General features: G+C 46.4%; 15 protein-coding genes. 9 read left to right on the top strand and 6 right to left on the bottom strand.

From position 1 onward, the window contains the following. Window positions 1-164: 164 nt before the first annotated feature. From BN4_RS00485 to rdgC, 3 genes are read right to left on the bottom strand one after another with little or no spacing between them, the layout of a single operon-like run. Complete coding sequence (locus BN4_RS00485; protein ID WP_015413384.1) at window positions 165-734, bottom strand: GDSL-type esterase/lipase family protein; 570 nt, start codon at window positions 732-734, stop codon at window positions 165-167. Beyond that, on the bottom strand, window positions 735-1,256 hold the full coding sequence (locus BN4_RS00490; protein WP_015413385.1) for a hypothetical protein: 522 nt from the start codon (window positions 1,254-1,256) through the stop codon (window positions 735-737). 8 nt (window positions 1,257-1,264) lie between these two features. Continuing rightward, window positions 1,265-1,879, bottom strand: coding sequence for a recombination-associated protein RdgC (gene rdgC / locus BN4_RS00495; RefSeq protein WP_041720514.1), 615 nt, complete (start codon window positions 1,877-1,879; stop codon window positions 1,265-1,267). 225 nt (window positions 1,880-2,104) lie between these two features. On the opposite strand from rdgC, the gene BN4_RS00500 reads away from it, so the two are divergent. After that, entirely contained in the window at window positions 2,105-2,473 is a 369-nt protein-coding gene (locus BN4_RS00500; RefSeq protein ID WP_015413387.1) for a hypothetical protein, read from the top strand. Window position 2,474: 1 nt separating this feature from the next. Here BN4_RS00500 and BN4_RS00505 read toward each other — a convergent pair whose 3' ends face one another. After that, a complete protein-coding gene (locus BN4_RS00505) occupies window positions 2,475-3,113 on the bottom strand; it encodes a PilZ domain-containing protein (protein WP_015413388.1) in 639 nt (212 codons plus the stop codon). Window positions 3,114-3,312: 199 nt separating this feature from the next. Between BN4_RS00505 and BN4_RS17900 the strand changes: the two genes are divergently transcribed. Then, window positions 3,313-3,456 (top strand): hypothetical protein, encoded by a 144-nt coding sequence (locus BN4_RS17900; protein WP_015413389.1) that lies wholly within the window; start codon window positions 3,313-3,315, stop codon window positions 3,454-3,456. Between the two features lie 69 nt (window positions 3,457-3,525). Here BN4_RS17900 and rfbA read toward each other — a convergent pair whose 3' ends face one another. Then, window positions 3,526-4,416 (bottom strand): glucose-1-phosphate thymidylyltransferase RfbA, encoded by an 891-nt coding sequence (gene rfbA / locus BN4_RS00510; RefSeq protein WP_015413390.1) that lies wholly within the window; start codon window positions 4,414-4,416, stop codon window positions 3,526-3,528. A 128-nt stretch (window positions 4,417-4,544) separates the two neighbouring features. On the opposite strand from rfbA, the gene BN4_RS00515 reads away from it, so the two are divergent. The 5 genes from BN4_RS00515 to BN4_RS00535 all read left to right on the top strand — a co-directional run bounded on the left by BN4_RS00515 (window position 4,545) and on the right by BN4_RS00535 (window position 8,704). Then, on the top strand, window positions 4,545-5,279 hold the full coding sequence (locus BN4_RS00515) for a DUF1614 domain-containing protein (protein ID WP_015413391.1): 735 nt from the start codon (window positions 4,545-4,547) through the stop codon (window positions 5,277-5,279). Window positions 5,280-5,293: 14 nt separating this feature from the next. Next, window positions 5,294-6,082: a MogA/MoaB family molybdenum cofactor biosynthesis protein gene (locus BN4_RS16980; protein ID WP_015413392.1), complete on the top strand. Its 789-nt coding sequence runs from the start codon at window positions 5,294-5,296 to the stop codon at window positions 6,080-6,082. Window positions 6,083-6,191: 109 nt separating this feature from the next. Beyond that, window positions 6,192-7,559, top strand: coding sequence for a TolC family protein (locus BN4_RS00525; RefSeq protein ID WP_015413393.1), 1,368 nt, complete (start codon window positions 6,192-6,194; stop codon window positions 7,557-7,559). A gap of 4 nt (window positions 7,560-7,563) precedes the next feature. After that, window positions 7,564-7,770, top strand: coding sequence for a dual CXXC motif small (seleno)protein (locus BN4_RS18200; RefSeq protein ID WP_041720064.1), 207 nt, complete (start codon window positions 7,564-7,566; stop codon window positions 7,768-7,770). Further along, entirely contained in the window at window positions 7,748-8,704 is a 957-nt protein-coding gene (locus BN4_RS00535; protein ID WP_015413394.1) for a lytic murein transglycosylase, read from the top strand. Before BN4_RS18200 ends, BN4_RS00535 begins: the two co-directional genes overlap by 23 nt. Here BN4_RS00535 and BN4_RS00540 read toward each other — a convergent pair. After that, complete coding sequence (locus tag BN4_RS00540; RefSeq protein ID WP_041720065.1) at window positions 8,701-9,807, bottom strand: glycosyltransferase family 4 protein; 1,107 nt, start codon at window positions 9,805-9,807, stop codon at window positions 8,701-8,703. The genes BN4_RS00535 and BN4_RS00540 overlap by 4 nt on opposite strands. 91 nt (window positions 9,808-9,898) lie before the next feature. On the opposite strand from BN4_RS00540, the gene BN4_RS00545 reads away from it, so the two are divergent. Together BN4_RS00545 and BN4_RS00550 are read left to right on the top strand one after the other, a co-directional pair. After that, entirely contained in the window at window positions 9,899-10,750 is an 852-nt protein-coding gene (locus BN4_RS00545) for a glycosyltransferase family 2 protein (RefSeq protein ID WP_231856557.1), read from the top strand. A 68-nt stretch (window positions 10,751-10,818) separates the two neighbouring features. Continuing rightward, window positions 10,819-13,470 carry a tetratricopeptide repeat protein gene (locus BN4_RS00550; protein WP_015413397.1) on the top strand — a complete coding sequence of 884 codons (2,652 nt, stop codon included), beginning with the start codon at window positions 10,819-10,821 and terminating at the stop codon, window positions 13,468-13,470. The last annotated feature ends 31 nt before the right edge of the window (window positions 13,471-13,501 follow it).

Here is a 13,501-nt window from a genome sequence, read left to right on the forward strand (position 1 = left end):
TCGTTTGTTCCTCTCTGGCGCGGTGGCTCATTTTGCATGGAGTCTTCGTGAGAGGTATTGGTTGAGAGAGGTAAGCTAGGGGAATATTATGATGAAGACAAGCCCCTCATCCTTATTGAAAGGGGAGGATGGAGTGATGAGGGTGCGTGTTGGTGAAGAGAAAGTCAGCTTTTTATTTGAGCTATCAACGTATGCAAAAGAGGATATAAATCGTTTGCGATGGCTTGTACTCCTTGTTCATTGGGGTGCATGCCATCAAGAAGCGTAAGTGATACATTCCCATGGTAGCAGGCGAGAATGTCAGGGAGAAACAGCAGATTATGGTGCGCTGCCAATTCCGGGAAAATCGGGTCAAAAAGATCTTTGTAGTCTTGGTCGCTTTGCAGAATAGAAGAGATTCCAACCAGCAGGGTTGGAATGCGTTGGTTGGTGAATGTTTCAATGAGTGTTGAGAGTGAATTTTGAATGGTAGAAATAGGGTCGCCGACAAAGCAATCATTTGCGCCGAATTCCAGAATAACTCCGTGCGGTTTCGCCGCCAGCACGGCCTCAACGCGGTCCAGCCCATCGGTGGAAGTCTCACCTGAGACGCCGAAATTGAGACACACTGCCTCAATTCCGTCATCTCTGAGTTTCTTTTGAAGAAGAGACGGCAACGCATCGTTGGGGGCCAGTCCATACCCTTCTGTCAGACTGTCACCAAAGCAAGCTATGCGGATTGGTCCCTGAGACATTTATCCACCAATCCACAATTTGACTTGAGCTGCTTCTTCATTCCATTCCTTGCTCATGCGAAGTCTGAGAAATTGAGTGAAGACAATGTCGAACATTTCAAGGCACCGTTCCATGAGGAACATTTTTTCAAGGAATTTTGCATCCGGGTCATCCCCTTCATCGTCTTTTGTCGATATCTTGGGTGTTTTTAATCCAGAAAGACCAAAGTCGGAGCTATTGACCTGAACAAGCCAGTCATCCTGATCCATCGAAAAAAGGAGCTGTGCCTTATTGACTTTTTTACCTGTTTTCAGACCAGTCTTTGCCTCAGTCATTTCACCGCCGGGGCTAGACACTGTCGCCGTGGATTTGGTTTCGCCTTCGCCGCCCTGTACTGAAAGTTTTTGTTCCATGTTCAGGGAAAAAGTTCGTTTGTCCGGCAACTGAAAGAGGATGTTTTCATTGTCAGTCTTGTACCACAGCCAAGTCAAAAAGTCCTGACCAAGCAGGGTGTTTTCGCGTTCAACAAGAGAGAGATCCATGGCAGCTCCTAAACAAAGATGGTCGGTTCAAGATTTTCAAGTCGTGGGGCAGCCTCTTCTCCGAGGATATCCATGGCCATGAAGAACGGTGTCAGCGGTTCGAGATGAAGATCGAACGTGAGCGCGAAATAATCTTCAAACAGAGCGCAAACTTTGGCATTGGTCGTTGTCAGATAGATGCGGTTGGTGGTCGGATTCCAAATTATGTCAAACATGGCTGGAATCGGGAAAGTGCGTGCCCGGAGTCTGAGAACGACTTGTTCCTTGAGTTCCTTTTTTCGATCACGCGACACAAAATTTTTTCCCTGTTCCTTATTGTGTGCCAACTCTTTATTCAGTGCGACAGTATGGTGTTTTTTGAGTACTGCCGGTGGAATCCTGCGAGTATCAAGTCTGAGTCCAAAGGTGAAATATTCCGCTTTTTCCGGCGGAGATTGTGTCCAGTTCATATCCAGCATGTCATCTATATTTGTCCATCCGAATGACCGCTCGTCAGCTGTGGCATCAATGTCAACAAAACAGAATTGCTGTAATTTTTCAGGGACTTGTTTCAAAATTTCCTGGGGAACTTCTTCGATGACCCTATATCGTGTCAGTCCAATGCTTGCGGATAGTATACTCAACTCCGACTCCTCATAATCCATACGTTAGTTTCAGTAGGAACTGAGGTAAAATCTCTGGCACATATTGTCCAGCGAAAAGCGAATAGCCAGAGCTCTGCATGTTCTTGAGAAAATAATTTTGGGGGTGAAATTGAAAACATCGGAGTGAAGATATCTCGGCTGAGAAAGATGACTTCTTGCTTTTTGCATGATTCGCGGCGTAAGCTCATAGAAATGGGAGTTGTTATGGCTAAAGCACTTAACGAATTGGTCGAATTTTTGGCTCAACAGGCCACGCTTGTTCATGATTTGGAGAAAGAAGGGGAGGCTCTTCTTGCTGAAAAAGGGCAAAGGGCTTTCCAGGTGAAGTTGGAGGAAAAAGCAGAGATACTTGCGGCTCTTGGCGAAAAGGCGTGGCCGTTGACGGAAGCCGTGGATGGTGAGTTGGGGAAAGACATTGCCAGGAAGCTGGAGCAGTTCTCAATGAGTGCCAGCACAGCTTTGCGCATCGGAAGTGTCTTTTTTATGACCGCATTATTGTATCCCGAAGATCATATCTCTGGTGGCCCGAATGATTTGGATATTCTGGTCCGGGAACTGAAAGAGAAACTTTAGGTTAATCGTCTTTGTCCTTAAAACGTGTCTGCTTGCGTTGAATGATTTTTTTTTGCCCCATCAGGACTATCTCATGCACTTTGTCATCCTGAGCTTTGTCGAGTTTGGTGAAAAGGCAACCAACTGAACCGTAAGTATGGCGTTTGACCTTGCAGGAAAGGCCGGAGACCTTGAGCGTTCCATGCAGGTAAAGATCCATTTTTAAAATAACACCGCTTTTGAGCCGTGGTTTTTCAAAGGCAAATCCAAGTCCGGTCGTGCTTATGTCGGTGACTTGAAAATGACTCTTCAGCCGTATGACATGAACTTCAAGTCCTTCTATCTCAAGTCGGAGGGCATTCCTCTTTTTTCCCTGGGCATCTTTTTCTTTTAAAGAAATGCAGAAACCGTCAGATTGCGTTGTTGTATCCTTCTTTGATCTTTGACGATTCTGTTCTTTACATGTGAGGTCTTTTACGGATGGATTTGGTGGAAGAAAAGAAGATTCAGATGGAAAATCGTTTTTTACCGAATCTGCTTTGGTACCATTCTTCTTATTCGAGGACGCCCCCTTCTGTACGCGAACGGTACTTTTTGTTCCGGAGGAAGACTGTTTTCTTTTCTTGCAGAATAATGCTGTAATTAAATGGAAAAAATCCATACACCACCGCCATGTGGTTTGAAATGTACTCTTCACAAATCCGTATTAGGCAAAACTGCTTCTCCTGACAAGTGAAGCGTCAAATTGTTTTGTCTTCGTGCGAGTCTTTTTGCCCCAACAGGGTTGACTTTTCTTTGTTTAAGAGAGAAATACAAAAAATATTTTCAAGCTTAAGAAGGGTTGATCGAGGAGGTTTACAATGATTGGAGAGTTGCTTCATGGGATGGCGAATAGCTCAGGCCCTGGTTTTGTCGGTGTGTCTTTGATATTTATTTATCTTGCATGGATTTTGACCATCGGTGTTATCCGGGTCAAGGAAGCTATGGAAGAAGATCACCACTAAAAAGAAAACGTGGCATTTGTCACAGTTTGCTTTTTCAAAAAGCGCTCTCCATAAGGGGAGCGCTTTTTTCTATCTGGAGCAACTTCCTGGCTCATCTTCCAGAACTCGTTCAAGGAGATACTGTCCATAGCTGTTTTTGCTCAAATCACAGGCAAGTTTGTTGAGTTGTCGAGCATCAATAAAGCCCATTCGGTAGGCGATTTCTTCCGGGCTTGAGATAATATATCCCTGACGCTCCTGCACTGCCTGTACAAAACTTCCTGCACCATGCAGGGATTCGTGGGTTCCCATGTCGAGCCACGCATACCCTCTGCCTAGGGTCTGCACTTCAAGGCTTTCCTTGGCAAGATATTCCTTGTTTATATCAGTAATTTCAAGCTCCCCACGAGCTGATGGGGTAAGCCCCCTGGCTATCCTGATGACATCGTTATCGTAGAAGTAAAGTCCGGTGACCGCATATTTTGACTTTGGGTGTTTTGGCTTTTCCTCAATAGACAAGGCGCGAAAGTCAGTATCAAAATCCACTACACCGTATCGTTCGGGATCTTTGACCAGGTAGGCGAAAACAATACCACCTTGCTTTAGCTCTCCAGCTTTTTTGAGGATAGAACCTAATCCATGCCCATAAAAAATATTATCTCCGAGGACGAGGCAAACAGTGTCATTTCCAATGAAATCTTCTCCGATAATGAAAGCTTGAGCAAGTCCATCCGGGGTGGGCTGGACTTTATACTCAAGGTGGATGCCTAAATGCGATCCATCACCCAGAAGCTTTTGAAATTGTGGTAGATCATGCGGGGTGGATATTACAAGTATCTCTTTTATCCCTGACAGCATCAAGGTAGAGAGTGGATAATAGATCATGGGCTTGTCATAGACTGGAAGCAATTGCTTGCTGACAACTCGTGTCAGCGGGTGCAATCGGGTACCGGATCCACCTGCCAGAATAATGCCTTTCATTGAAGCCTCGTTGGTCCTGTGATTTACTTCGTAGTTGAGTTAGGATACATCCGAACGTCAAGTCCGTAACACTATAGTTCCGGGATAAAACAAAAAGCAACCCGCTTTTATGTAAACGGGTCAACCAAATGAAGAATCCATATTTTCAGTTTTCCGGCGGTATTTTTGCAGTTCTCCTTTTTATGGTCTGCCTCTTTTTTGTCTTTGTATTTCTCCCTATTTCCATCGTGGCAGAGGCTTTTTCCAAGCTCGGCCTGACTCCGGCCCAGGGCGTTTTGATGTTTATTGCCATCCTTGTCGGACGTGTGGTCAACCTTCCGGTTTATACCAGTGAACGGCTTGTCGTGGTGCCCCGACCTCGTTCCATGGGATTTTCCGTGGATGAATTCGGTCGCCCTGTGCATTTGGAGGAAGAACCGGCCAATGAGTTGAAAAAACAAGTTTTTGCAATGAATGTCGGTGGATGTATCCTCCCAGTTTTACTCAGTATAACTTTCCTACTCGGTATGCGAACAGAAGGGCATGCGCTGGAGTCATTTGCCTGGATTGGATTTGCTTTACTGATGGTAACAGGAGGCTGCTTTGCTCTTTCCAAAGCTGATCCTTTCACAGGGCTTCGCGTGCCGCTCTTTATGCCGGCTCTGATGACATTTATCTCGGTATTCTTTTTTGTTCCAGAACCATTTCGGCCAGTGGCAGCCTATGTCGCAGGGACATTGGGAACGCTTTTGGGAGGGAATCTACTTCCCCTTTTGCTGCCGCGCATTCGAAATTCTGTCGGGGCACCGCTTGTCTCGATCGGTGGTGCTGGGACTTTTGGCGGTGTCTTTATCGCCGGGATTCTTGCTGTTCTTTTAGCGTAAAGAAAGAGGTCAATATGAGCAACAGTGGCGTTCGGGTTACTGTAGTGACAGGTGTTCCCAAGGGTGAGTATCATACCCTCGCCAAAGACGGTCTGCTTTCTCCTTTCAAGCTGGAAGGGACCGAGAATGTTTTTCATTTTTTGCAGGCAGGATCCATCCTCGGAAATGATTCTATACTCCTTCGTGTGGTTTCTGCTGGTTGGGTTCCTGGCTGTGGGGAAAGCGCTTCCACCAGACAGGTCGTTCTGGAGACAATGACTGATTGTCCACAAGGCGAATTTGACTTTGATGTCACCAAAAATGGCTACTCTCTTGCATGGGTGACCTTGAGTGACAAAGGTGCGGCCGGAAAGCGTGAAGATAAGTCCGGCCCTCTCATAGCGAAGCTCGTCTCTGAAAAGCTTGATTTGGCATTTGTTCAAGGGTTCATCATTCCCGATGACCCTCGTCAATTAAAAGGTCTTTTGGCAGATTTGGCCCTGGTTCAGAGGTTTGACTTGATTTTGACAACAGGGGGGACCGGTGTCGGCCCGAGAGATATAACCCCTGAAGCAACTTTATCCCTTATTGAAAAACGGTTGCCAGGATATGAACGAGCCATGACGGAAGCGAGTTTGTCCAAAACCCCGCACGGAGCAATTTCAAGAGCAATTGCTGGGACTTTGAGTGAAACCTTAATAGTCAATATGCCTGGAAGTCCGAAAGCAGTGGCGGAGTGCTTGGAGCCTCTTTTACCAACCCTGAAGCATACCTTGGAAAAATTGCAGGGTGATTCTGCTGATTGTGCTTCTCTTTATACTTGATTCAACCTATTTGTGGTTGCACAGGTAATAAAGAGTTGTTAGATAGTGAGGAATGAATTTGTTGCAAGTTCAACTACATCTAGAAAACAGCAAAACAGGATAATACATTATGCGTCTTAAACGGTTTCTGTTCTTACCCATGGCCGTCATGGTCATCATGATCTTTTCGTCATTCGCTTTGGCCCAAGACGCTGATCCCGCTCCAGGTGCAAAGCTGGAAACCGTAGAGGATATTTCGGGAGTCTTTGACCTTGAGAGGAGTGTCAAACGTGCGCTTTCTCTCAACCCGAGTATGACAGCCATTCGTGCCCAGTTGACTGGTTCAACTTACGGGACACGCTCTGCCTTTGGGCAGTTCCTGCCCAAAGCGCAAGCTTCATACGGCTTCACCAACTACGGGCGTGCTCTGACCACCTCTGGGAGGCACGAAGACTGGGTCGCCAACGTCAATGTGACTCAACCAGTCTTTCAGGGATTCAATCTGCTGGCCACTTGGCAAAAGGCCAAGCTGACTGAGGAGTCGAATCAGGCTTCCTTGACTGATGTCGAGTTGACCCTCATTTCAAGTGTGCAATCCAATTTCCTTTCACTTCTCAAAGCTCGGATGGATGTCAAAAGCGCTGAAGATGCCGTTGCACGTCTCGAATCCCAATTGAAAGTCATTAATGCCTTCTACGAAGTCGGACTTCGCCCTAAAGCGGAAGTCCTCGACGCGGAAGTTGATCTGGCAACAGCTCGTCAGGATCTTTTGACAGCCAGAAATGCTGTCTCAACTCAGATTGCGCAGCTCAATACATTGTTGAATATCCCCTTGGAATCCAATGTCGAGTATGTCGGAGAATTGACCTATATCCCTTTTGATCTGACATTGCAGGAATGCTTGAGTCGGGCGTATGAAAGACGTCCTGATCTGACTATCGGCGAGAAGAGTGTCGAGATTGCTGAAAAAGATGCAACCAGAGCTGCCAGTAGCTTTTATCCTGAGGTCAACGCAGATTGGGATTATTACAAAAAAGGCGTTGATGCCGGACTTGGCAAGGGAGGCGATTACCCCTACAGCTACCAGGAATATTGGACTGTAGGCGTGACTGCTTCCATGTCAATCTTCGAGGGTGGAGCTGACTATTATGACTACAAGCAGGCTGAGGAAACCATTAAGCAGGTTCAGGCTCAGTTGGAAGATACGCGCCTTAATGCCGGCTTCGAAGTCAAGACTTCTCTGCTGAATATCAAGGAAGCCGCTGACCGTATAACGGTTGCCCAAAAATCAGTTGAAGCCGCCGAAGAAGCATACCGTATGGCTGTTGCCCGCTATCAGGCTCAAGTGGGAACAAATACGGACGTATTGAACGCACAGGCCCGGCTCACGACAAGCGAAGCCCAGTTGTCTCAGGCTTTGGCTGACTACGGAACTGCCATTTCAGCTTTGTATGTTGCCATGGGTGAAAAAAATCTTGGACTGGCCGAGGCCCGGTAAAGCCATGACTTTTGGACGAAAACGTTCTTGGCAGGCACAAGGTATGGTGTGCGAAAAATGCGGTTTTGAATTAACAGCTGATCGTGGATGCCAAGAAGTGCTGCTCCGTTGTCCTTCCTGTGGGAAGTCGTACGAACTGAAAAAATATGCATCTCGCATGGATGACGAGTTCGAGGAGGAGATGGGGTTTGTGCCCATGGATCGAATCTGACTTTGTCGCTTCAAGTCGCCTCAATCGTGCGGCCTTCGTTTTTTCGTTGGCCGCCTTTTTCTTTTTCAGTGCTTCATCCCTTGGCTGGGCTCAAACAGGGAGCATCTGGGAGCCTCTGGAAGAGAGATTGATTCAGGACGGTTTTGATCGAACTTATATCAAATCACTTTTCGGACGAACCAGTCTTCGCTTCTCTCCTGACATCATGGCGCGAAAAATTAACGCGCTTCTTGCCACTAAACTTTCTGTTTCTAAGAAAAGACCCCGGACAAAACCACAGGCCATGGGAAAGTATCTCAATCCTATATTGATCGCTGGTGCATATGGTTACTATCGAGAGCATAGGCAGGATTTTGAGGTAATTGAGAGGAAGTATGATGTCCCCGGTGATATTTTAACAGCGCTTCTTCTGGTCGAAACGAAATTAGGGAATCAGGTGGGGCGTTACAATGCGCTGACAATACTCTCGAATATGGCGTTGTCTAAAGATTTCAGCCTCATTGAAGCGCATCTCGATCTTGAAAATGTGTCCGATGAAGTCAAGGATTGGCTGATGCGTCGGACAGGTCAAAAAGCAAATTGGGCCTATGGGGAACTCAAGTCACTTATCACATATGCTAGGCAGAATGGGCACGATCCTTTGGAAATTCCCAGTTCTATGTATGGAGCTATTGGGAAGTGTCAGTTTATCCCGTCGAGTGCTCTCGCCTATGGTGTTGATGGGTCAGGTGATGGCATTGTGGATTTGTTCAATACTGCCGATGCCCTTCATAGCATGGCTAATTTTATCAAAAAACACGGGTGGGAAAAAGATTTGGATCGGAAGGCTCAGTTGAAGGTCATTTACCGCTATAATCACTCAGAAAGCTACTCTCTGACCATTATGGCTGTTGCCGACAAACTCAGGAAGACAAACGATTTTTTTGGGAACTAGTCATCCAGAAGACTTTGGTACAAATTGAGACTCCGTTTAAGAAATTCTTCCAGCGTGAGCTGAGACAGCGTTCTTTTTTGGGCTTCCAGCAGGTTTTTGCTCATTCTTGTGTCGTCAATTATTGTGTGCAATTTTTGCGAAAGCCCTGTGACGTCTCCTGGTTCAACAAGACCATCCTGAGAGACAAGGTCTGGCATGACACCGACATTGGTTGATATCAAAGGGCGGTCTGCCGCCATGATTTCCAATGCCGAACGGGCAATTGCTTCCGACCAGAGAGATGCGACCACCCCAATATCCATGGCAGAAATACAGGCTGCCACATCGTTACGTTTTCCGCTAATGCGAGTGATGTTTTCGAGATTGTTTTCAGCGAGGCTTTCGTGAATATCAGCTTCACTCATGGCTGTGTCAAATCCTATAAGGAAGAGGCGAATGGAATCAACCCCGTGTTGTTTCAAACGCGCGAGAGCTTCAATTGTTTCCTTATGCCCCTTCACGCGGTCAAAACGACCCAAGAGGCCGATGACAGTGTCTTCTTCTGTAAAACCGAATTCCTTGCGGACTGCTTGTCGTCCTTCATTTGTGAAGGCAAATCGTTTTGTGTCTACACCTCCATGGATAAGCCATAGCTGATTGCTGGGAGTACGCATGGTTTCAAGAAAATATTTTGCCATACGTCTGTTGGTAACGACGACAGCGTCTGCTATTCGTGCATGTAACCACCGGTTGAAGGAGTCACTTTTGGGAGGGCGCTGATCTCCCCGTGTCCTGACAAGTTTGAACCGCCATCCCAGTAATTTGAGAACACCCCAGATAAAGAACCCTTCTCCTCTGTGGCAGTTGACGATATCGGGACGGTGCGCCCTGAGAAGTTGTATGATATGACGAGTTGCGGCGGCAAAGCGGAGAGGACTGACTGTATTCAAGTCCACTGCCACAATGTTGAGTCCCATCTCCTGGGCTATTTTTTCCGAAGCCGTTCCTTTTTGAGTAATTACCGTGACTTCATGCCCTGCATCAGTCAAAAGTTTACTCAAGGTGATGGCATACCAGGCGGTTGCATTGAACCACCGAACATTGATGACTTGGAATATTTTCATAAAATCCGTTACGGGTTTGAACCGTTGTTTGATAATACAGCATGACAGTTCACCGTTCTTAACGCAAGGTCTACCATTGATGAGGAATATATTGATTTCAATCATACTCCCTACTTATGATAGGGCGTCATTGCTCTCTATTGCATTGGATTCTGTTCTGGCACAAACCTATGAAAATTGGGAATTGATCATTGTGGATGACGGTTCTACCGATGATACATCGGAAATAGTCACGAGCTATGAGGATTCGCGAATTCGGTATTTTCATCAAGCGAATAAGGGGGTGTCTGCTGCTCGTAACAAGGCTATTGAATTGAGCTGTGGAGAGTATATGGCATTGCTCGATTCGGATGACGAATGGTTACCGAATAAATTGGAAGCTCAATTAAAGTATATGCAGCAGGGAGGGTACGAGATAAGTCAGACAAATGAGATTTGGTTCCGTAAGGGAAAGCGAGTCAATCAGCCAGCCAAATATGCCAAGCCGGAAGGGTGGTTCTTTGAAGATTCACTCAAAATGTGTTTGATTAGCCCGTCGTGTACAATGTTGACACGACAGGCATGGAAGCACATCGGTCCATTCGATGTAACTATGCCTTCGTGCGAAGATTATGATTTATGGCTTCGGGCCTGCTTGTTCTATCCTATCGGACTTGTCCCTGATCAATTGACTATAAAATATGGTGGGCGTGCCGATCAATTGTCAAACAATGTCCCATGTCCGGATCGCTATCGCATCCATGCGCTTGTCAAAATTCTGCAAAGCGGGAAACTTGATGCCCGGCAATATGAACGTGCAATGCAGGAATTGGAAACCAAAACATCCATATACCGGATGGGGTGTGAGAAGAGAGGGAAAAGTGATGAAGCTGAAAGGGTTTGGAACTTGTTTTGCACTGTACGTGATGGGATGAAAGTTCTGGTCCGTGACATGGAAATGTAAATTATTATTGATCTGGTTTAAAAAAACGCTTTTGTCGCTCTTATCGACAAAAGCATTGAGGTGACCGCGTGCCAAGCATTGCCAAACTTATAGACGAACTTCCCGAGATCAGCCAATCACGATTGGTTGCATCGGGATTTGGCGTATGGGTTTCATGGAAGGGAAAACTGAATAATGCTGTACAAAATACTCTTCGTGAATATGGTGCGCTTTGCATAGTCAAAGACACAGATCAGGCCCTTTGGTTTTGTAATACACCAGAAATATTTCGCGCACTTGCCAGACTCCAGATATGGGCTCGGGTCAACCCCATGTCAATTTTTTGTCAGGTAATCCCCATGACCTTCCTGGTGGGGTATGCGATGGAATATGCCATTTCCTTGCCGCCGGAATTGGAAAGACAGGAAACCCCGGTCCCTGATGAATTTGAGGTTGTCGTTCATCCTAAGCTCAAAGGTGAAGTGGAAACCATACGTGGTCTGACGACGCATGACGCAGGGATGCTCGAAGGACTTGCTTCCGTCGATTGGCTTGGCTTTCATGCCGACCAGGGATTGGACTATGAAACAATCCGTAAATGGTATTTTGTCGTCAAGCCGCTGGGGCGGATGTCCGACAAGGAAGCCATTTTGGGATGGCGCGATTTCTCGGCTGAAATTATAGAGTTACTTCAGAGGCTTGGTCTCAAGTATATTTCTGACATCAAGGAGGGAGTTCTTTTCTTCCCCCTGGATAATTTTCAATTGCTCAGGTCTTTTTGCAGTGAAATCCTGACGTTGATCAAACGGGTCAAAGATGATCCAGAGAAGCGATACTGGCCTGTTGTCATGGTCGCTGTTTCTCAGGAGAACCTTCCGTTCTCAACGGATCTTCCCAAAAAAATAGGACTTGATTGGAACCGCCTTGCTCCTGATTTTCCGCATGTTCGCTTCATGGATGGTTTCCTTCTTTCAGAATGGTTTCGCATGAATGAAGCTCGTTACGGGAGTGAAGCCGTTTCGCTTGATTCGTGGGGAACCATAGCGCTGAGGGAAGGGGGAGAACAAATTGATCATGGTGCCATGCAGGTTGTTCTTGCGAACGTCCTTGTTGGTGCTGAGGGGACATGCTGCTACTATTGTGGGCAGGTGAACCATGAACCGAAGAATTGTCCTTCAAAATCTTTGACCGCTTTACATCCTCAGGTTTGGCAGAAACTTGCGAAAACCGATATCAAGGATTTTACCAAAGGATTCCTTGAGGTGGATACGCATGTCAAAGAAGAGAGTTTCGCTGACGACATGCTTGAATTACTCAATTCCAGCAAAGGGTTGGACGGGCTCATGGCCCGCGCTGTTTTTGAGATCAATGCGCCTTCTCAGTTACGGACCCTTCGTGTCGTTTGGCGGAGTCGAGCCAAGGAATGGCCTGAGAGTATGAATCAATTAGTTCCTCAGGAGGGTGAATTCATTTGGGATGCTTTGCAGCACATTGAAGCGGGAGAGTTGGAAGTTGCAGAAGGGGTCATCAAAGATGCACAGCTTAAGTATCCACGCAGCTATCAGCCGCATTCTCTCCTTGGATTCTGGAATCTGGAAAAAGGAGACAAGACGCAGGCGCTCTTTCATTGGCAAGAAGCGGAGCGTATGAGCTATACCCCGTTGCAGCAGGGGTACATTGCTTTCCTTCAGGCCCGGCTTATGGAAGTGGACGGGAATCTCAAAGATGCAATTAACACATACAAGCACGCCAATTCGGCATCACCAACCTGGATTGATCCTGTCTACAGACAGGGCGTGTGTATGGTAAAAATGGGTTTTACTGGTCAGGCCATGGATGTTTTTTCTGACCTTATCGATCGAGACCCGCACATATTCAATCGAATTCTTATTGACCCGGAAATAGATCGTGGGCGCGTGCAGCTTATGAGTTCCCTGTGGGATAGATGGGCAGAAGCTGACGAAGAAGTCAAAGCTGTCCGAGAAAGAGTGAGTACTTTAACAACAGATATTTCCAAGCGTTTTGATGAAAACCATAGTTTTTTTGAACCGGCGATCGAGGAATTGGAGCGCCTTGAAAATCTGGGAAAAACCAAAAATTATGTTGCCTACCGTTTACTTTTACGCGGCACAGAGAAGTTTGATGCCAGTTTGGGTGATGAAGTTAAACGGGAAATCAAGCGAATTGATGCCAATCTGGACTATCAATCCGATCGCGTGAAAAGTATTCAGAAAGAAGCTGCATGGTTTCCCTTTCCCAAATTGCTGCTTGAGTTCAATAAGGATTTTAATTTTTGTGTAGATAAGATCAATTGGATCAAGACTCAGCGACTCAAGGACGCAGACAATTTCAGAAAATCTCTCAAGCTTCTTGATGAGATTGAAGAGCGCATAGATACATTGCAGGGGCGTCTGGTCACGCTTCGTATTATTCGGGATAGTACGCTGTTTGTCCTGATGCTTGGGAGAAATTTTATCTGGCTTGAATTGTTGGGATTGGGATTGGCTCTGGTTGGTATTCCCGCGACCATCTATTTTACAAGGGATATTCAGAGCAATTGGATTCTCGATGCCATACGGGAGCAACGTTGGGAATTTACCAAAGGATTTGTCATTATTTTGAGCGTCTTTTGCCTGGCGGTGGCAGTCATCAAGAGCGCGCTTTCTTTTGATAAACGAAAGCGGGAACTTTTTGATCAACTTGATGAGGAAAGTCGGTCCTCAGCATCACGACGTTACTGATAATAACTCATTGCGGCTTCACATCAGTATT

The organism is Pseudodesulfovibrio piezophilus C1TLV30 (assembly GCF_000341895.1).
GTDB lineage: Bacteria > Desulfobacterota > Desulfovibrionia > Desulfovibrionales > Desulfovibrionaceae > Pseudodesulfovibrio > Pseudodesulfovibrio piezophilus.

Coding starts and splice junctions, on each gene's coding strand:
- BN4_RS00485 (WP_015413384.1), bottom strand. CDS start 734: ATGTCTCAGGGACCAATCCGCATAGCTTGCTTTGGTGACAGTCTGACA.
- BN4_RS00490 (WP_015413385.1), bottom strand. CDS start 1,256: ATGGATCTCTCTCTTGTTGAACGCGAAAACACCCTGCTTGGTCAGGAC.
- BN4_RS00500 (WP_015413387.1), top strand. CDS start 2,105: ATGGCTAAAGCACTTAACGAATTGGTCGAATTTTTGGCTCAACAGGCC.
- BN4_RS00505 (WP_015413388.1), bottom strand. CDS start 3,113: ATGGATTTTTTCCATTTAATTACAGCATTATTCTGCAAGAAAAGAAAA.
- BN4_RS17900 (WP_015413389.1), top strand. CDS start 3,313: ATGATTGGAGAGTTGCTTCATGGGATGGCGAATAGCTCAGGCCCTGGT.
- rfbA (WP_015413390.1), bottom strand. CDS start 4,416: ATGAAAGGCATTATTCTGGCAGGTGGATCCGGTACCCGATTGCACCCG.
- BN4_RS00515 (WP_015413391.1), top strand. CDS start 4,545: ATGAAGAATCCATATTTTCAGTTTTCCGGCGGTATTTTTGCAGTTCTC.
- BN4_RS16980 (WP_015413392.1), top strand. CDS start 5,294: ATGAGCAACAGTGGCGTTCGGGTTACTGTAGTGACAGGTGTTCCCAAG.
- BN4_RS00525 (WP_015413393.1), top strand. CDS start 6,192: ATGCGTCTTAAACGGTTTCTGTTCTTACCCATGGCCGTCATGGTCATC.
- BN4_RS18200 (WP_041720064.1), top strand. CDS start 7,564: ATGACTTTTGGACGAAAACGTTCTTGGCAGGCACAAGGTATGGTGTGC.
- BN4_RS00540 (WP_041720065.1), bottom strand. CDS start 9,807: ATGAAAATATTCCAAGTCATCAATGTTCGGTGGTTCAATGCAACCGCC.